This window comes from Rhodobacter capsulatus, assembly GCF_052363185.1.
Taxonomy (GTDB): domain Bacteria; phylum Pseudomonadota; class Alphaproteobacteria; order Rhodobacterales; family Rhodobacteraceae; genus Rhodobacter; species Rhodobacter capsulatus_E.
In genome coordinates this window covers 727,501-743,522 of the sequence record NZ_CP198955.1, presented here as the reverse complement: position 1 = coordinate 743,522, position 16,022 = coordinate 727,501, and the positions used below count along the sequence as shown (strand labels likewise).

The window sequence follows — 16,022 nt, the reverse complement described above, 5'->3', positions numbered from 1 at the left end:
TTATTTGCCAAGTGATCGTCGCACGGGTTGCCGCCATCGGCAAAGACGGGTGTTTCGCATGACCTGGTCAAACCGCTATATCGGCATCCCCAACCTCGATCACGGCCGCACCTCCGAGGGTGCGGACTGCTGGGGCCTCGTTTGCGTGATTTACCGCGAGGAACTGGGCATCAACCTGCCCGAGTATCTCGGCTATGGCTCGGTCGAGGAGCATGGCGAGATCGCCGCGCTGATCGATGGCGCCAAAACGTCGCCGTTCTGGGTGCCGGTCACCGGCCCGGCGCTCGCCTTTGATCTGGCGGTCTTCCGGCGCGGCCGCCTGTCCACCCACCTCGGCATCGTGATCCGGCACGGGCTGATGATCCACATCGGCCAGACCCATGCGGTGCTGGAGGACTATCGCCGTGGCCCTTGGGCGCACCGGTTCACCGGCCATTGGCGCCACCATTCAAGGGCTGTTGAAATGCCCGTGCAGATCATCTCGGAGGCCGCGCGATGAGTGATCTGCGCCCCATCCATGTGCTGGCCGCGCCGCAGTTCGACCCCGGCCGCGGGCGGATCACGCTGGATGTGCCGCATGGCCTGACGGTGGCCGAGATCGTCGCCCGGGCACTGCCCCTAGCCACCGAGGCCGATCTGTGCCGCACCCGCGTTGCGCTGGTGACCGATGCTGGCAGCCAGATCGTGCCGCGCGATCTATGGCATCTGGCCCGGCCGCGCCCGGGTGTGCGGGTGGTGATCCGGGTCACGCCCGGCAAGGGCGCGCTGCGCTCGATCCTGTCGATTGTCGTCTCGATCGCGGCCGTGGCGCTGACGGGCTGGCTGTTCCCGGGGTTCGCAGTCGGCAGCTGGCAATGGGGGCTGGCGGTGGCTGGGTTCAGCATCGTCGGACAGCTGCTGGTCAATGCGCTAATCCCGCCGGTCAAACCCGACAGCGAGGCCAAGAACACCTACAGCATCACCGGCTGGCGCAATCGGCTGGAGCCGGGCGCGGCGGTGCCGGTGGTGCTGGGCACGATGCGCTATGCCCCGCCCTTTGCCGCCACGCCCTACACCGAGATCGTCGGCGATCAGCAATATGTGCGCGCGGTCTTTTGCCTGGGCGAGGGCGAGGTGGCGATCGACGGCATGCGACTCGGCGAGACCTCGCTCTCCGAATATGACGAGGTCGAGACCGAGATCCGCTATGGCGTGGCCGGCGAATTGCCGCTGAGCCTCTATCCGCGCCAAGTGGTCGAGGAGCAGATCGGGGTGGAGCTGACCCGGCCCTATCCGCGAGACGATGCTGGCAACATCTTGCAGGTCGAGGAGGAATACGAGGCGCGGCGGCGGGTCTGGGCGGGTGAAGACGGCTGGACCTGGGAGACCTACACGGACATCCGCATGGTCAACGCACCCACCACGGCCACGCCTGTCGTGCGCACCACCGGCCCGGATGCCTCGGGAGCCAGCATCGTGCTGGCCTGGCCGGGCGGGCTGTTCAAATATGACGACGACGGCAAACGGCAGCCGCATGCGGTGGCGATCCAGATCGAGCAGCGCCTGATCGAGGCGGAGGAGTGGCAGCCGGTCATCCGTCTGGACGTGATCACCACCAAGGCCGAGTCGTTTTTCCGTCAGCATTCGTGGTCTTTTCCGAGCCGCGGCCGCTGGCAGGTGCGCCTGACGATGCTGCAGGACGAGGCCACCGACAGCAAGATCAGCCAGCGCACCACCTGGGCCGCGCTGCAGACGATCCGCCCCGAATATCCGCTGGCCTATCCGCGGCCGCTGGCGCTGGTGGCGCTGCGGATCAAGGCGACGCATCAGATCAGCGGCTCGATCGACAATTTCAACTGCCTCGTTTCGCGCATCACCCGCGACTGGGATGCGGCGACGGGCAGCTGGGTGCGGCGCGTCTCGGAAAACCCGGCCGCGGCGCTGATCGAGGTGCTGTCGCATCCCTCCAACCCCAAGGCGGTGGCCGATTCCGGCCTCGATCTCGATCTGCTGGCCGACTGGGCCGAGTGGTGCGCGGCCGAGGGGCTGACCTATAACGCTGTCCTTGAGGATCAGGGCACCACGCTGCGCGATGTGCTGACCGAGATCGCGGCCGCGGGGCGAGCGACGCCGCGCCACGATGGCATCCGCTGGGGCGTCGTCATCGACCGGCCGCTGGTCAACACGCTGATCGTCGATCACATCAACCCGCGCAATTCGTGGGGGTTCAAGTGGAGCCGGGCCTATCGCAATCCGCCGCACGCCTTCGTCGTCAAGTTCAAGGACGCGGGCAACGACTACAAGGAGACCGAGCGCGTCGTCCGCTGGCCCGGCTATGATGGCGAGATCACGCTCACCGAGCAGCTGAGCCTGCCGGGCAAGGTGCATGCGGCCGAGGTCTGGCGTGAGGCCCGCCGCCGCCAGCTGGAGACGATCTATCGGCCCGACACCTACGAGGTCACCCAAGATGGCGCCGTGCGCACCGCCACCAGGGGCGATGCCATCGCGCTCAGCCATGATGTGCTGAGCCGCGTGCAGGTCGCGGCCCGGGTTAAATCGGTGCAGGGCGCGCTGGTCGAGATCGATGACGTCGTCTCGATGACCGCTGGCGAGACCTATGCCTGCCGGTTCAGGGTCTTCGAGACGGCCGAGGACACGGTGGGCGTCTCGGTCGTCCGTACCGTCAGGACCGCGCCGGGCGAGACGCAAATCCTGACGCTGACCGGGGTCGGCCCGATGCCGCTGGTGGGCGATCTGGTGCATTTCGGTCCCGCGGCGGTCGAGAGCTACACGCAGATCGTGACGCGGATCGAGGCGACGCAGGACATGTGCGCGATCGTCCGCACCGTCGATGCCGCGCCGCAGATCGACACCATCCTGGCCGCGACCGAGATCCCCGCCTGGTCGCCCCGGGTCGGTGCCGAGATCGATGACAATCTGCTGCAGCCCTCGGCGCCGCGGTTTGTCTCGGTCACCTCTGGCCTCGCCGCGACAGGTGTTGCCAACCGGGTCGCCTATGCGATCGAGCCCGGCTCTGGCGTCGTGCCGACCGCCAGTTTCGTGATCGCGCATCGCCTCATTGGCGCTGCGACATGGACCGAGGTCGCGATCCCCGCGGCCAATGGCGGGGGCAATCTCGATAGCTATGCCGTCGGCCAGCACGTCGAGATCAGGGCTTGGGGCATCAGCGCGACGGGCATCGCCGGGCCGTGGTCGGCCACCATCGCGATCATCGTCGGCGCGGGCGATGCGGATCTGCCCGCGGCGCTCGATGATGCGTCGATCTCGATCACCTCCCTGCTCGGGGGCGCGCTGATCCAGTTCGCGACCGGCGAGGATGCGGCCACGGCCCGGGTGCAGGTCTATCGCTCGACGACCAATCTGCTGGATCGCGAGACCGATGCCGTCGGCGCCCCGATCGTCGTCGTGCCGCAGCAGAGCTATGCGACGACGCTCGGCGACACCACGCGTACCAACCTGATCAGCGGCGGGGCGATGAGCAGCGCAGCCGCCTGGACGCCGGGCCCGGGCTGGGCGATTGCGGCCGGTGCCGCAACCCACACGGCGGGCGATGCCGGAGATCTGTCGCAGCCGATGTCGGCAGCGTCCGGCAAGTACTACCGGATCGGCTACCAGGTCAGCGGCCGGTCTGCCGGATCTGTCCAGGCGCGGCTGCTGGGCGGGTCTGACCGCCCCGGCACGGCGGTCAGCGCAAACGGTCCGGCCCGCGACCGCATCCAGGCCGCCACCGGCAACGACACGTTCGCGCTGCGCGCCAGCGCCGATTTCGACGGCGCGATCGACGACGTGGCCGTCTACCTCGAAACCACCGCCTGCCTGTCGGCGGGCACCCATCACGTCTGGATCGAGCCGCAGACCGCCGACGGCGTGCCCGGCCCGATCAGCGGCCCCTACACACTGGAGATTGTCTGATGACCGGTTACACCACCAGCGACCTGCCCAACGCGCCCCTCGCCGACGAGGTGATCGTCAACCGCAACGGCAGCACCGGGCGCCAGCGCGTTGCGGATCTGTCCACGCAACTGGCAGGATCTGGGCCGTTGGCGGAGCAGATCGCAGCGTTGCCGACTGCGGCGGAGCTGCAGACGGTCGAGCAGATTGCCCTGTCGGCGCGGGATATCGCCGTCCTTAACTCGGCGACCTACCCCGACGAGGCTACCGGCCGCGCTGCAGTGGCCGATGGTGCTTATTTCAAGGTGGCGGGCTCGGGAGACGTGGCTTTTCGCGAGTATCGCCGGACGAACGCCACGACATCCGTGCTGGTCGCAGCCTATCCGAGCAAGGACTATATCGATTCCGGCAAGCTGACTGCTGGCGTTGCAATGACCGCCAGCGGCGCGGGGTACGAGACGATCAACCCTGATGCGGCCGGTTACGGCATCGTCACCGCGCAGACCGACCGTGTGACAATCACCAAAGGCCAGGTCGGATATCCGATCACGATCTCCAAGGTGACCGCCGCTACGGGCACTCTGACTTGGTTCGGCGTCCACCTCAAGATCCCCTATGCGGCGCTGTCAGATCTCAACAAGGTGCTGACCCTTGATGCGGTGACGGTGGCCGGGGTGGCACCGAACTATGCGACTGTTGTCAAAGAGGTCACGGACTGGAACCCGATCAACGACCCTGTTGGCCTGGATTTGGCTGCGCTGATGTCCGGGGGCGCTGGCGTGAACCTGTATAGCGTGATTGCGGCATCGTCGAAAGCCTCGATCTATCAGGCGCGCACCTATCTGTACGTCCTCCTCGCGTATCAAAATCCGACGCCTGCAACAGTGAATGCGGCAACGGCGACCTGGACCATTCAGCCCCGGTTTTCGTCGATGCTTGATGTCATCGCGAACAAGCTGACCCCGGCGCTGCGGACGGAACTGGCGTCCGTCAATCCGAATGTGAGCACCGCGGTCGCGCTGGTGCTGGCGCCCAAAACCGCGCTGTTGAGCGCCGGTCTGAATAAACAAAACGCCGCATCGACGGCAACTCTCGATCATACCTACACGCGGTCCGATGCCGGTCAGACCGTGAACATCGGCTACGATTTCACGATGCTGAGCGCGAGCGGCTTTGCCTATTTTTGGACCAAGATTTTCGACAGCTACGCGGCGAACGCATCCAAGAAGTTCCGCGTTTTCCTGAAATCGAACGGAAAGACTGCCACGGTGCGCGTGCGGTTCACGAATGCCAGCGCGTGGGGTTCATCGGACGGCTCGATTGGCATGATGCAGGATACAGGCGTCACGCTGTCAGCCGCGAACAACTACCAAGCCACCGTCGACATCGACTATTCGGCCATGGCGGCTTTCTACGCTGCGGCAGGCAGGCTGCAGGCGGGGTTTTTCATCATCGCCTATGATGCGGCGACCGCCGAAGCCGTTCAGTTTTCGACCTATTGCTGCGATATTTCGGATGTCGGGAGCATGGAAGGCGACATGACGTCGGGCGGCATCTCTCGCCTGGCCTCGATCGCCGAACTCGAAGCAGCTGTCGAGGCTTTGCAGAACGACGCGCAGGCCGCAGCCTATATCACCTGCTGGGGCGACAGTCTCACCGCTGGTGGAGGCTGGACCACCACGCTCGCAGCCCTGACCGGCCTGCCTGTCTACAACGGCGGCACCGGGGGTGAGACCTCGCGGACGATCATGGCCCGGCAAGGCGGCGATGCCATGGTGGTCAACAACATCACGATCCCCGCGACGACCACGCCTGTCCTGATTGCCAGCCGGGCGACGGACGGCGGGATCAAGACCGCTCTCGGGGCTACCGTGACGCCTCTCCTGCAAGGCGGGGCGCACGTCAACCCGTGCAAGATCGGCGATGTCGTCGGCACTTTGGCTTGGACCGGGTCGAGCTATGCCGACATGACCGGCACCTGGACATTCACGCGCGCCTCGGCGGGGGCCGAGGTGCAGATCACTCGGCCCACCGCGATCCGCACCGATTTCGACATCAACAAGCGCGGCGGCATTCAGATCATCTTCATGGGCCAGAACGGTGGCTACACCAATGTCGATGATCTGATCTGGCAGCACCGCATGATGATCGCGCACTCGAAAGCCAAGCATACGATCATCCTCGGGCTCTCCTCTGGGTCTGCGGCGGCGCGGGCCGATTACGAGGCCGCGATGCGGCTGGCCTTCGGGCGATATTTCATTCCCCTGCGCGAGTATCTGGCCACCCCGATCTATACGAACGGCGTCATCACCTCGTGCTACGGGCTGGCAGATGCGGGCCTGACGCCCACGCAGGCCGATCTGGACGCAATCGCCACCGGCACGGTGCCGCCCCAGTGCTTCACGGACGGGATCCACTACACCGCCGCCACCAAGACGGTCCTCGGCAACATGATCTATGCGCGTATGCGCGATTTGAACGTGGTCTAGTGGGGATGTGGCGCCGTTGGCAGATGCTCGGATGGCCGACTGAGCCTAGCGCCCACCGCAAGGCTATGCGGTGGGCGCTGATCCAGACCAGACGATTCTGATGTCCGTGTGCCCCTTCGCTCCGCACATCGAGCAGCGCGCAGCGTCTGCGAGTTCGCGCACGGTGCGATCAGGGGCTCGCTCGGCGAACTCGCGCAGCACGATCCCCGCGTCGTGGCCACAGCGACGACAGGTGATGTAGAGGACGTGTCTGGCGATCGCTGATAGCTTTGTCATAGGTATCGAATCATCTGGAAGGTCAGTAATAATGTTGCAATCTGATCAAAAGATGAGATTTAAAAATGCTGAATCTTCCTCCGCAGACCATCCATGCAATGGGCTTTATTTCTGCCTGTCGTGCTGAATGGAAGCTGTGGTCGCAGCTTCTTCAGAACGCCAACAAAATTCCGATTGCTCCTCTGCATATCGACTACCAGACCTGTGCGTTGTTCCTACACCATTGCGAAGTATTGGAGGGGGCAGCAAAACTCCTACGATTGAAGGCCAGCGAGTCCGCCGCACGCCGGGCTTTCGATGAGGGAATGACGTTACTTTCTCAGCCGATCGGATACGACGCGCACCGTCTTTCTAGAGTTGTGAATCTTGCTGAGCAGCTGATTCAGGTTTTCGGGGATGAAATACGGGGAGGGCCGCTGCTTACACTCGATAGCCGCCATGCTGCGTTCTTTGACATGTCGGAACCCTTTGGCAAGTCGGTTGCGGATTCCTTTCCATCGGCAGAGTTCGACATATCAGAGGCTGCTAAGTGCCGTGCGGTCGGCCGGTGGACGGCATGCGTAATGCATATGATGCGGGCGCTAGAGGTCGGCTTGGCGGCTCTCGCGCGCCACTATGACGTTGAGGTGGACAACAACTGGAACAAGACCCTCAATGAGATAGAGGCTAAAACCCGCGAAATTGGGAAGCGTAGCCATGGTGCTGGGGCTGAGCAGTGGGCGGCTGAAGCTGCAACCCACCTCCGGTTTGTAAAGAACGCTTGGAGGAACCAGGCTATGCACCCACGCCAGACCTATGACGAAGAACGCGCGGTCGTTATCTTCGACAATGCCCGCTCTTTCATGCAGCACCTGTCAGAGAGGCTCAGCGAGGACGATGCCGTCATCTGAAAGGTGCCTTTGAACCGGGCGTAAAATCGCCTTTGGGGCCGACGCCCATCAAACTGCTCTGCTGCAACTTTGTGTGTCACGCACTGCAAAATTTTGTGGCGCGCTACACTGGTGCTTGAACTCGACCGATCCCTCGGACCGATCGTTCAACATCGGCAGAAGCCCGCGCCGGTGCTCGGCCTTGTTGTAGGGACGACCAGAGACGTCGTCGGCCAGCATCGCGAAGTAATCCGCGACGATCAGGTCGTTCTCTTGATCAGTCCAGGCCCCATTTGACATTGCGCCAGGCTAGGGCCGGAAACTGCGTTTGTTATCAGAGACTCCGCGCAAAACTCCCAAGACATACCAACGACCACGCCGCCCGTGTCGCGTCGCCATCTGTTTTGAGACAAGCCGAACCCAGCGAAACAGGGGCGCAGCGCGACCTCGTCAGATTACTGAAATATATGGGGATTTTGAATCCGTCTCGCCGGGAGCGAAGGGCGGGTGGAAAGAGACGCTGGGCGTTCGGAGACCGGTCTCGCGCGGCTGGCCAGTCTCCGAAGGGCGGATGGTCTCTGCAAACCCCTTTGGCACATAAAGAAAAAGGCCCCGCGAGGGACCTGTTTTCGGGTTTGCAATGTGCAAGTGGCGGAGCGGAAGGGATTCGAACCCTCGAGACGGTTCCCCGCCTGCACCCTTAGCAGGGGTGTGCCTTCGACCACTCGGCCACCGCTCCGCCTGCCCGTATATGCGGCAAGCACAGCAACGACAAGAGCAATTTTCCGGCTCACGTCCTTCAAGCTGAGGTGGTCCCCAGAAACCGGACAGTTTGCTAAGCTTGCCTGTTGATCATGCCGCCGCCTTCAGGTCTTGGCCCTGATGGGCCTCACCCGCCGTGCCCGCCTCAAGTTCGATGTCGAGCTGGTGGGATCGGGCGCGGCCAGCCCCCCCCCCGCCTGGGGCAAGTTTCTCCGCGGCTGCGGCTTTGCCGAGACGATCGTGGCGGGCAACCGGGTCGAGTACACGCCGGTCAATGACAAGATCTCCGAGTCGGCCACGAAGGCGGCACAGTCGAGCCTTTACGACTGGATCCGCAGCGCCAAGGGCGGCAAGGACGCGATCAGCGATTTCGGGCAGCATGTGCTGGACACCTTTGCCCGCATCGCGTCGCAGCGCATCGCCGATGCCGTTTTCAACCCGATCATCGACAGCCTGGTGGGGGCGGTCTTCGGTCCGACGACCGTGGCGGCAAACGCCAAGGGCGGCGTCTATTCCGGTCCCGGCATCGCCGCCTACAGTGGCACGATCGTCGATCGGCCGACGCTCTTCGCCTTTGCCAGGGGGGCGGGGCTGATGGGCGAGGCCGGGCCAGAGGCGATCCTGCCGCTTGATCGCGATTCGACCGGCAAGCTCGGGGTGCGGGCCTCGGCGGCGCGGGCGGGCCGGTGACGGTCAACGTCTACAACAATGCCGCTGGCACCAAGGCGACGACGACCGAGCGGCAGGATGGCGGCGCCCGGATCATCGACGTGATGATCGACCAGGTCCGCGGCATGATCGCCGAGGATATCGCCATGGGCCGCGGTCCGGTGCCCGGCGTCCTGGCCGGGACCTATGGTCTTAACCGGGTGGGGAGGTGACGATGCGCCGCTGGCCCGATGTGCTGCCCACCCCCAGCTTTCCCGGCTTCGGCCTGACGCCCTACTGGCGCCATCCGGCGCTGGGAGGCCGCGCATGAGGGCCGTCTGCGTCATCGTCCGCAATCCGCTTGATCCGCTGCGCTCGCGTGAGTTCGCGGTCCTGCGCCGCCGGGTGCGTATCCGAGCGCTGGCGCCGCGGGACGTGCCGGTGGTGGCGATCCTCAACGGGCGTCCGGTGCTGCCCGCCTGGGGTGCGCAGGCCGAAGCGCTGGCTTGGGAGGCGCCACACCGGCGCTTGACGCTGTCGGAGCCGATGACCTTCGCGGCCGAGGGCACCCATTATCTCGGCCTGCGGCGGCCGGACGGCTCGCTCTGCGGTCCGATCCTCGTGACGGCCGGGCCACTGCCCGAGCAGATCGTGCTGGCCGAGGCGCCGGATTTCGAGATCGTGACCGGATCCGAGATGGAGCGCACGCAGGTGTCGTTCGGCGCTGGCACCACCTGGGCAGTGCTGGCCAAGGTCGCCGACATCAAGGCAAAATCGCTTGTTGAATACACCCTTCAAGCGGTCGTTGAAGACCCCTCCGGCCGACGCCGCAGATCGACAGCTTCCGCAGCCGGGGTGGCGAACGGCGCGACGAGAAGGGTCTGGACCGCATGGCGCGGGACTGGCCGACGCCGATGGCGAACGACGGCTGCAAGCCGAACGTAAGCGCCCGGCCATCGCCCTCGTTGTTTGAGGGGCGATGTCATCCGAGATGACGCCCGTAACAACGGAGGCGTCGATGGATAGCGACATACAAACTTACGTAAGTTCTCACAGTGATGATCCTGGATACGCTGGTCGTATCGACATCGTGACGGGGCCGACCGGTCGCCGTCGCTGGCCCGAGCATGTGAAGGCGGCAATGGTGCTCGAGACGTTTCGGGACGGGGTGACGGTGGCCGATGTGGCCCGGCGTCATGGGGTTTCGGCGCCGCAACTGCATGCCTGGCGCCGGGCCGCGCGCGAGGGCTTTGCCGATGCCGGAAGATGATGCCCTCGGGCTCGTGCCGATCGTGGTGAGCGGGGGCGCCGGGCCGGGCGATCAACCCGAGACGAGCCTTCAGCTGGAGATCGTCGGGGTGCGGATCCTCGTGCCGACCGGCTTCGACGCGGCGCATCTTGGGCGGGTGGTTGCGGCATTGCGGGAGACATCGTCGTGATCCTGCCGGGCGGGATCACTCGCGCCTATCTGGCGACGCGGCCGGTGGACTTCCGCAAAGGTCACGCGGGGCTCGCGCTGGTCGTGCAGAACGTGCTCGGCCACGATCCCTACAATGGCGCGGTGTATCTGTTCCGCTCGAAGCGCGGCGATCAGCTGAAGTGCCTGGTCTGGGACCAGACCGGTCTGATCCTGATCTACAAGAAGCTCGAGGGCGGTGCCTTTGCCTGGCCGAAGCCGGCGGATGGGGTCATTAGGCTGTCCCCGGCGCAATTCGCCGCTCTGTTCGAGGGCGTCGATTGGCGGGCTGTCCGGGCCGAGCGCAGGCAGAGGCCGCGGCTGGCAGGGTGAGCCGCGACAGGGTGACTCGGGCCGTGTTTTATGGCGTCCTTGCGGGGTGTTGTGGGGTAGTCTCGGGCCATGGCATCACGCAGCACCAGCACGGCCCGGGTGGCAGATCTTGAACGGCGTCTGGCCGGGCCGAAGCCGCGCGGGCTGCCGCCGAGACCGCGCGGATCGAGGCGGAAACACGTCTTGCCGCAGTCGAGGAGGCGCGCGCGGCTGGAACGCCTGCTCTCGCAGATGCGCCGCGATGCTTTCGGCGCGAAGTCCGAGAAGGGCGATCCGGACCAGCATCACCTGCCATTCGAAGATGTCGAGGCTGCGGCCGGGATGCTGGCGGCGGCCAGCGAAGCGGCCGAGAAGGTGATCGGCCCCCGGAAGGCGCCAGCTGCTCCGCCGCAGCGTAACAAGGGCAATCTTCCCGCGCATCTGCCCCGGATCGAGCAGGTCATCGAACCGGAGAGCATCCTTTGCCCCTGCGGCTGCGGCGCGATGCAAAGGGTTGGCGAAAGCCGGACGGAGCGGCTCGATGTGATCCCGGCGCAATTCCGCGTGCTGGTGACGGTGCGCCCGAAATATGTCTGCCGGACCTGCGCGGGCGCGCAGCATGCCCAGGCTCCGGCGCCGGAATGGCTGGTGCCGCGCGGCCTGCCGACCGAGGCGCTGGTGGCGCATTGCATGGTCGCCAAATTCGGCGATTACCTGCCGTTTTACCGTCAGGCCGACATCTATCGCCGCCAGGGGCTCGATCTTGACCGCACGATGCTGGCGGAATGGTCCGGGCGGGCGGCACAGCTTCTGGCGCCGGTGATCGACGCGATGATGACAGAGTTGCGCCGCAGCGACCGGTTGCAGATGGATGAGACCACCGTGCCGGTGCTGGCGCCGGGCACCGGGAGGTGCGCACCGACTGGCTCTGGGTGGTGCTGCGCGATCAGCGTGGCTGGGGTGGCGGCGATCCCCCGATCGTGGTCTTTCATCACGCGCGCAGTCGCGCAGGCAAGGTCGCGCAAGAGATCCTCAAGGGTTCTCCGGCGGCACGCTGCTGGTCGATGGCCACGGCGGCTATGACCAGCTGGCCGATCCGAAAAAGACCGCAAAGCCATGGGACATCGCCTATTGCTGGACGCATTGGCGGCGCCGCTTCGTCAAGTTCGCCAAGGATACGCCGTCGGAAATCTGCGACGAGATGGTCGAGCGCATTGCGCAGCTTTACGCCATCGAAAGGAAATCCGCGGCCGTGACCCGGCCACGCGCGTGAAAATCCGGCAGAGGTTCTCCAGGCCGATCGTCGAGGCCCTGCGGCCCTGGCTCGAGGGCTGCCTGCAGCAGCTCTCCTCGACGAACGAACTCGCGCGGCACATCCGATACGGGCTCAAACGTTGGGCGGGGCTGACCCGGTTCCTTGCGGACGGTCGGCTCGAAATGGACACCAACGGCGTCGAAAACGCGATCCGTCCGATTCCGCTGACGAGGAAAAACGCGCTCTTCGCGGGCTCCGACGACGGGGCGAAAACCTGGGCCCGCATCGCCTCACTGATCGGCACCTGCCGCCTCAATGGCATAAACCCCGAGGCCTATATCGCCGCCACGCTCCGCAAGATCCTCGACCAGCACATGCAAAGCGATATCGCCGCGCTCATGCCCTGGAACTTCCGAGAATAGTCAAGCCGCAAGGCAAAGGGCGATGAGCGGGCGCTTACAGCCGAACGCTGGCAACCGCAAGACATCTTCAGGTTCTGCGCCAGTGTCGTGTGCAGCCCGAAGACCGGGAAGATCAGGATCAGGGTGACCACGGCAACGCCGTAGCCGACGACGACGTTCGCGACGGCTTCGACCTGCGACATGGCGCGCGACTGCTTCATGCCGCCACCTCATCCATCGGCCAGCAATTCAGCCGCCAGAGTTCGCAGCGCATGCGCCGCAACCAGGGGGACCACGCCGTTGCCACAGAGGCGAAGCCGGTCCACCCGGTGGGCCAGCCCATCAGCGCCTCGACGAACAGCGGGTTCAAGGTCCGGCGCGGCTCGCAGGTATCGCTCCCAGCCGCCTTCATCACCAGGACCTGGCGGCCAAGCAGGCCGTTCACCGGCGTGTTCGCCAATGTCGTCGCGCCATCCTTGTGATCGCGGGCTGTAGGCGTCATCCACATCCCCGCCGCATGGGTCAGATCGGCTGGGCGCGCTGTTCACAGGAATCAGCATCATCAGATCCTTCGCATTGCGGCGGCTGTTCGAACGTATCAGGGTTGCCAATCGCTCCGGCGACCGTGGCGGACATGGAGAACCTTAACCGCCCCGTCGATGACAGCATAGTAGATGCGCCAGCGTGTCGCCTTGCCGTAAAGCGCAAGGCGGATCGGCAGGTCGAATTCACGCGACTCCGGGGCAATCGGATGAGCATCGGGCATTGCCCCGAGGGCCATGATGGTGTCGCGGATGCCCGCCAGCCATTCGTCTGCAGCTCTCGGGTTGCGATCCCGCAGGTAGGTCCATGACGCTGTCAGATCATCCGCCGCATTCGGCGTGATGATCACGGGCAAGGGCGTTGTCATTTCGTTTGGGCGAGGCCGTCGAAGAACGTGCCTGCGTCGCTGCCTTCACCGGCACGGGCCTGCGTCAGACCCTTGCGGATCCCCGCAACAGTCTCGGCATAGTCGAGCTGGTCCTGCATCTCCTGCCACGCGGCAGCATCCATCACGACGACGGAAGGCTTGCCGTTCACCGTCAGGATCTGCGGCCGACCGGTCTCCTTGATCTGCGCGATGAGACGCGCCGAATCCCGCTTGAACTCGGTCAGCGGGCTGATGTCCTTGGTGATGTTCATGGCTGATCTCCCGACGCGCACCGAATTAGGTGCGAATGTAGCGCCTTTTCCGATGCGCGTCGAGGTCTGCTGTGTCTACTTCAGGGCGTAGACGCGCCTGCGCCCTTCGACTTTCTCGGAGGTCCCCGCCCAACTCGCCGCGCTGATACTGCCGTCGCCATTGGTAAAGCCCCGACAATGCAATGCCATACCGGCGCGCCGTCGCCCGCGCGAGCTTCGGCCCGGAAAGGCTTTCTTCGACTATTCGGATCTTCTCCGCGAGGCTGAACCGACGGCGACGCCCCGTATTCGTCACGTCCAGAATTTCCAGCATGTCATGCACCGTCCATAAAGAGCTCAATATAGACGGTCCACTAACCCCGCACCCGCGTCACTCAAAGACGGCCCTCGCCGCAGGCTTACGGACTTCGGCCCCTCTTGCTTCCACAGTGCTTCCACGGGCGGCTCAAACGCAAACGCCGCCCGGGAGGGCGGCGTGCAAGCGTTTGATAATGCGAGTATTTTTGGTTGCGGGGGCAGGATTTGAACCTGCGGCCTTCAGGTTATGAGCCTGACGAGCTACCGGGCTGCTCCACCCCGCGTTATGTCCCGAGGGCTTTGTTTGCGATCGGGGAGTATTGTTATCGTCATGAGAGAACTGGCTTCTTACTAGGTTTGGCGGTGACCTACTCTCCCACGTCTTGAGACGCAGTACCATCGGCGTGTTGGCCCTTAACGGCCGAGTTCGGGATGGGATCGGGTGTTTAGCCAACGCTATGACCACCAAACCGAGGAAGAAGCCACGTCCAAGTCAAGGAACTGAGAAGCGCTCCTGCCGCGGATGCGGCCTCCGGCATTGCGCCGGCGCGGAGCGTTCTTCTTACTAACCAGTGTATACTTGCTTTTGATCATGAGCCTTGCTGCTACTGGATCAAATCAAGCCAATCGGGCAATTAGTACCGGTCAACTGAATGCATTGCTGCACTTACATCTCCGGCCTATCGACGTGGTGGTCTTCCACGGCCCTCAAGGGATACCTGGTTTTGAGGGGGGCTTCACGCTTAGATGCCTTCAGCGTTTATCCTGTCCGTTCATAGCTACCCAGCACTACCGTTGGCACGATAACTGGTCCACCAGTGGAACGTTCACCCCGGTCCTCTCGTACTAGGGGCAACTCCTCTCAAGTATCCTACACCCACGGCAGATAGGGACCGAACTGTCTCACGACGTTCTAAACCCAGCTCACGTACCTCTTTAAATGGCGAACAGCCATACCCTTGGGACCTGCTCCAGCCCCAGGATGAGATGAGCCGACATCGAGGTGCCAAACGATGCCGTCGATATGGACTCTTGGGCATCATCAGCCTGTTATCCCCAGAGTACCTTTTATCCGTTGAGCGATGGCCCTCCCACTTGGGACCACCGGATCACTATGACCGACTTTCGTCTCTGCTCGACTTGTCAGTCTTGCAGTCAGGCAGGCTTTTGCCATTGCACTCAACGACCGATTTCCGACCGGTCTGAGCCTACCTTCGCGCGCCTCCGTTACGATTTGGGAGGCGACCGCCCCAGTCAAACTCCCCACCATGCAGGGTCCCGGATCCGGATGACGGACCGCGGTTAGACATCAAGAGTGCGAAGGGTGGTATCTCAAGGAGCCTCCACCGAAACTGGCGTCTCGGTTTCAAAGGCTACCACCTATCCTGCACATCACAATCCTGATGCCAGTGCAAAGCTGGAGTAAAGGTTCATGGGGTCTTTCCGTCTAACCGCGGGTAGTGTGCATCTTGACACACAGTTCAATTTCGCTGAGTCCACGTTTGAGACAGCGGGGAGATCGTTACGCCATTCGTGCAGGTCGGAACTTACCCGACAAGGAATTTCGCTACCTTAGGACCGTTATAGTTACGGCCGCCGTTTACTGGGGCTTCAATTCGGAGCTTGCACCTCCTTTTAACCTTCCAGCACCGGGCAGGCGTCAGACCCTATACGTCGCCTTACGGCTTCGCAGAGCCCTGTGTTTTAAGTAAACAGTCGCCACCCCCTAGTTTGTGCCCCCCACCCACACTTGCGTGCGAATGGGGCCTCCTTCTCGCGAACTTACGGAGGCATTTTGCCGAGTTCCTTAAACGTGGTTCTCTCAAGCGCCTTGGTATACTCTACCTGTCCACCTGTGTCGGTTTAGGGTACGGTCATATGGAGGGCTATTTCGGGGACACCGCAGCTGCCCGACCAATCCGATAAGGTCGAACAACAGTGAGCATCCGTCACATCCTCCTGGCCCACGAATATTAACGTGGTTCCCATCGACTACGCCTTTCGGCCTCGCCTTAGGGGCCGGCTTACCCTGCTCAGATTAGCTTTAAGCAGGAACCCTTGGACTTTCGGCGAGAGGGTCTCTCACCCTCTTTGTCGCTACTCATGTCAACATTCTCGCTTCTGATCACTCCACCGGATCCCTCACAGGCCGGCTTCACAGTCAGCACCGCTCCGACCAAGGCT

Annotated in this window: 16 protein-coding genes, 2 tRNA genes, 2 rRNA genes and 2 pseudogenes (1 of these 22 running past the window's edge); 12 read left to right on the top strand and 10 right to left on the bottom strand. The window is 63.7% G+C overall.

Features of this window, described 5'->3' with window-relative positions; all coding sequences use genetic code 11:
• The first annotated feature begins 58 nt into the window (after nucleotides 1-58).
• The 4 genes from ACTTAG_RS03800 to ACTTAG_RS03785 all read left to right on the top strand — a co-directional run bounded on the left by ACTTAG_RS03800 (nucleotide 59) and on the right by ACTTAG_RS03785 (nucleotide 7,546).
• On the top strand, nucleotides 59-499 hold the full coding sequence (locus tag ACTTAG_RS03800) for an NlpC/P60 family protein (RefSeq protein WP_444464238.1): 441 nt from the start codon (nucleotides 59-61) through the stop codon (nucleotides 497-499).
• On the top strand, nucleotides 496-3,912 hold the full coding sequence (locus tag ACTTAG_RS03795; RefSeq protein WP_444464237.1) for a host specificity factor TipJ family phage tail protein: 3,417 nt from the start codon (nucleotides 496-498) through the stop codon (nucleotides 3,910-3,912). The genes ACTTAG_RS03800 and ACTTAG_RS03795 overlap by 4 nt, the downstream gene beginning before the upstream one ends.
• Nucleotides 3,912-6,380 carry a hypothetical protein gene (locus ACTTAG_RS03790; protein ID WP_444464236.1) on the top strand — a complete coding sequence of 823 codons (2,469 nt, stop codon included), beginning with the start codon at nucleotides 3,912-3,914 and terminating at the stop codon, nucleotides 6,378-6,380. Before ACTTAG_RS03795 ends, ACTTAG_RS03790 begins: the two co-directional genes overlap by 1 nt.
• Nucleotides 6,381-6,721: 341 nt before the next feature.
• The gene (locus ACTTAG_RS03785) at nucleotides 6,722-7,546 is read left to right on the top strand and encodes a hypothetical protein (RefSeq protein ID WP_444464235.1); all 825 of its coding nucleotides are present in this window, start codon (nucleotides 6,722-6,724) and stop codon (nucleotides 7,544-7,546) included.
• A 108-nt stretch (nucleotides 7,547-7,654) separates the two neighbouring features.
• On the opposite strand, the pseudogene ACTTAG_RS03780 reads toward ACTTAG_RS03785, so the two are convergent.
• Nucleotides 7,655-7,825 (bottom strand): annotated as a pseudogene (locus ACTTAG_RS03780) (DUF3883 domain-containing protein); the annotation flags it as partial.
• Nucleotides 7,826-8,174: 349 nt separating this feature from the next.
• Nucleotides 8,175-8,264: transfer RNA gene (locus tag ACTTAG_RS03775), tRNA-Ser, on the bottom strand.
• Between the two features lie 143 nt (nucleotides 8,265-8,407).
• Between ACTTAG_RS03775 and ACTTAG_RS03770 the strand changes: the two genes are divergently transcribed.
• The 7 genes and pseudogenes from ACTTAG_RS03770 (at nucleotide 8,408) to tnpC (ending at nucleotide 12,380) form a co-directional block, all read left to right on the top strand.
• The gene (locus ACTTAG_RS03770) at nucleotides 8,408-8,977 is read left to right on the top strand and encodes a hypothetical protein (RefSeq protein ID WP_444464234.1); all 570 of its coding nucleotides are present in this window, start codon (nucleotides 8,408-8,410) and stop codon (nucleotides 8,975-8,977) included.
• Nucleotides 8,974-9,168 (top strand): hypothetical protein, encoded by a 195-nt coding sequence (locus ACTTAG_RS03765; protein WP_444464233.1) that lies wholly within the window; start codon nucleotides 8,974-8,976, stop codon nucleotides 9,166-9,168. Before ACTTAG_RS03770 ends, ACTTAG_RS03765 begins: the two co-directional genes overlap by 4 nt.
• A 94-nt stretch (nucleotides 9,169-9,262) precedes the next feature.
• A complete protein-coding gene (locus ACTTAG_RS03760; protein ID WP_444464232.1) occupies nucleotides 9,263-9,880 on the top strand; it encodes a hypothetical protein in 618 nt (205 codons plus the stop codon).
• Between the two features lie 196 nt (nucleotides 9,881-10,076).
• A complete protein-coding gene (locus ACTTAG_RS03755; protein WP_444463843.1) occupies nucleotides 10,077-10,205 on the top strand; it encodes a transposase in 129 nt (42 codons plus the stop codon).
• Complete coding sequence (locus tag ACTTAG_RS03750; RefSeq protein ID WP_444463842.1) at nucleotides 10,192-10,374, top strand: hypothetical protein; 183 nt, start codon at nucleotides 10,192-10,194, stop codon at nucleotides 10,372-10,374. Before ACTTAG_RS03755 ends, ACTTAG_RS03750 begins: the two co-directional genes overlap by 14 nt.
• Nucleotides 10,371-10,724 (top strand): IS66 family insertion sequence element accessory protein TnpB, encoded by a 354-nt coding sequence (gene tnpB, locus ACTTAG_RS03745; protein WP_444462574.1) that lies wholly within the window; start codon nucleotides 10,371-10,373, stop codon nucleotides 10,722-10,724. Before ACTTAG_RS03750 ends, tnpB begins: the two co-directional genes overlap by 4 nt.
• A gap of 69 nt (nucleotides 10,725-10,793) precedes the next feature.
• Nucleotides 10,794-12,380, top strand: a pseudogene (gene tnpC / locus ACTTAG_RS03740) (IS66 family transposase).
• Here the strand turns inward: tnpC and ACTTAG_RS03735 are convergent.
• The gene (locus tag ACTTAG_RS03735; protein ID WP_444464231.1) at nucleotides 12,293-12,580 is read right to left on the bottom strand and encodes a DUF7220 family protein; all 288 of its coding nucleotides are present in this window, start codon (nucleotides 12,578-12,580) and stop codon (nucleotides 12,293-12,295) included. The pseudogene tnpC and the gene ACTTAG_RS03735 overlap by 88 nt on opposite strands.
• Nucleotides 12,577-12,861 carry a hypothetical protein gene (locus tag ACTTAG_RS03730; RefSeq protein ID WP_444464230.1) on the bottom strand — a complete coding sequence of 95 codons (285 nt, stop codon included), beginning with the start codon at nucleotides 12,859-12,861 and terminating at the stop codon, nucleotides 12,577-12,579. Before ACTTAG_RS03730 ends, ACTTAG_RS03735 begins: the two co-directional genes overlap by 4 nt.
• Nucleotides 12,862-12,890: 29 nt before the next feature.
• On the opposite strand from ACTTAG_RS03730, the gene ACTTAG_RS03725 reads away from it, so the two are divergent.
• Nucleotides 12,891-13,007, top strand: a complete 117-nt coding sequence (locus ACTTAG_RS03725; protein ID WP_444465190.1) for a DUF7220 family protein — start codon at nucleotides 12,891-12,893, stop codon at nucleotides 13,005-13,007.
• On the opposite strand, the gene ACTTAG_RS03720 is transcribed toward ACTTAG_RS03725, so the two are convergent.
• The 6 genes from ACTTAG_RS03720 to ACTTAG_RS03695 form a co-directional block, all read right to left on the bottom strand.
• A complete protein-coding gene (locus ACTTAG_RS03720; RefSeq protein ID WP_444465189.1) occupies nucleotides 12,958-13,251 on the bottom strand; it encodes a type II toxin-antitoxin system RelE/ParE family toxin in 294 nt (97 codons plus the stop codon). The genes ACTTAG_RS03725 and ACTTAG_RS03720 overlap by 50 nt on opposite strands.
• Nucleotides 13,252-13,265: 14 nt before the next feature.
• Nucleotides 13,266-13,541: a type II toxin-antitoxin system Phd/YefM family antitoxin gene (locus ACTTAG_RS03715; protein WP_444464229.1), complete on the bottom strand. Its 276-nt coding sequence runs from the start codon at nucleotides 13,539-13,541 to the stop codon at nucleotides 13,266-13,268.
• Between the two features lie 25 nt (nucleotides 13,542-13,566).
• Nucleotides 13,567-13,854, bottom strand: coding sequence for a transposase (locus ACTTAG_RS03710; RefSeq protein WP_444464228.1), 288 nt, complete (start codon nucleotides 13,852-13,854; stop codon nucleotides 13,567-13,569).
• Nucleotides 13,855-14,045: 191 nt separating this feature from the next.
• A tRNA-Met gene (locus ACTTAG_RS03705) sits at nucleotides 14,046-14,122 on the bottom strand.
• Between the two features lie 71 nt (nucleotides 14,123-14,193).
• Nucleotides 14,194-14,308: ribosomal RNA gene (gene rrf / locus ACTTAG_RS03700) — 5S ribosomal RNA — on the bottom strand.
• Between the two features lie 144 nt (nucleotides 14,309-14,452).
• Nucleotides 14,453-16,022 (bottom strand): 23S ribosomal RNA (locus ACTTAG_RS03695) (it continues 1,259 nt past the right edge of the window).

What these genes read in the sequence shown, in the direction of transcription:
- ACTTAG_RS03800 (WP_444464238.1), top strand. Translation starts at nt 59, where the DNA reads ATGACCTGGTCAAACCGCTATATCGGCATCCCCAACCTCGATCACGGC.
- ACTTAG_RS03795 (WP_444464237.1), top strand. Translation starts at nt 496, where the DNA reads ATGAGTGATCTGCGCCCCATCCATGTGCTGGCCGCGCCGCAGTTCGAC.
- ACTTAG_RS03790 (WP_444464236.1), top strand. Translation starts at nt 3,912, where the DNA reads ATGACCGGTTACACCACCAGCGACCTGCCCAACGCGCCCCTCGCCGAC.
- ACTTAG_RS03785 (WP_444464235.1), top strand. Translation starts at nt 6,722, where the DNA reads ATGCTGAATCTTCCTCCGCAGACCATCCATGCAATGGGCTTTATTTCT.
- ACTTAG_RS03770 (WP_444464234.1), top strand. Translation starts at nt 8,408, where the DNA reads ATGGGCCTCACCCGCCGTGCCCGCCTCAAGTTCGATGTCGAGCTGGTG.
- ACTTAG_RS03760 (WP_444464232.1), top strand. Translation starts at nt 9,263, where the DNA reads ATGAGGGCCGTCTGCGTCATCGTCCGCAATCCGCTTGATCCGCTGCGC.
- ACTTAG_RS03755 (WP_444463843.1), top strand. Translation starts at nt 10,077, where the DNA reads ATGGTGCTCGAGACGTTTCGGGACGGGGTGACGGTGGCCGATGTGGCC.
- ACTTAG_RS03750 (WP_444463842.1), top strand. Translation starts at nt 10,192, where the DNA reads ATGCCGGAAGATGATGCCCTCGGGCTCGTGCCGATCGTGGTGAGCGGG.
- ACTTAG_RS03735 (WP_444464231.1), bottom strand. Translation starts at nt 12,580, where the DNA reads ATGAAGCAGTCGCGCGCCATGTCGCAGGTCGAAGCCGTCGCGAACGTC.
- ACTTAG_RS03730 (WP_444464230.1), bottom strand. Translation starts at nt 12,861, where the DNA reads ATGACGCCTACAGCCCGCGATCACAAGGATGGCGCGACGACATTGGCG.
- ACTTAG_RS03715 (WP_444464229.1), bottom strand. Translation starts at nt 13,541, where the DNA reads ATGAACATCACCAAGGACATCAGCCCGCTGACCGAGTTCAAGCGGGAT.
- ACTTAG_RS03710 (WP_444464228.1), bottom strand. Translation starts at nt 13,854, where the DNA reads ATGCTGGAAATTCTGGACGTGACGAATACGGGGCGTCGCCGTCGGTTC.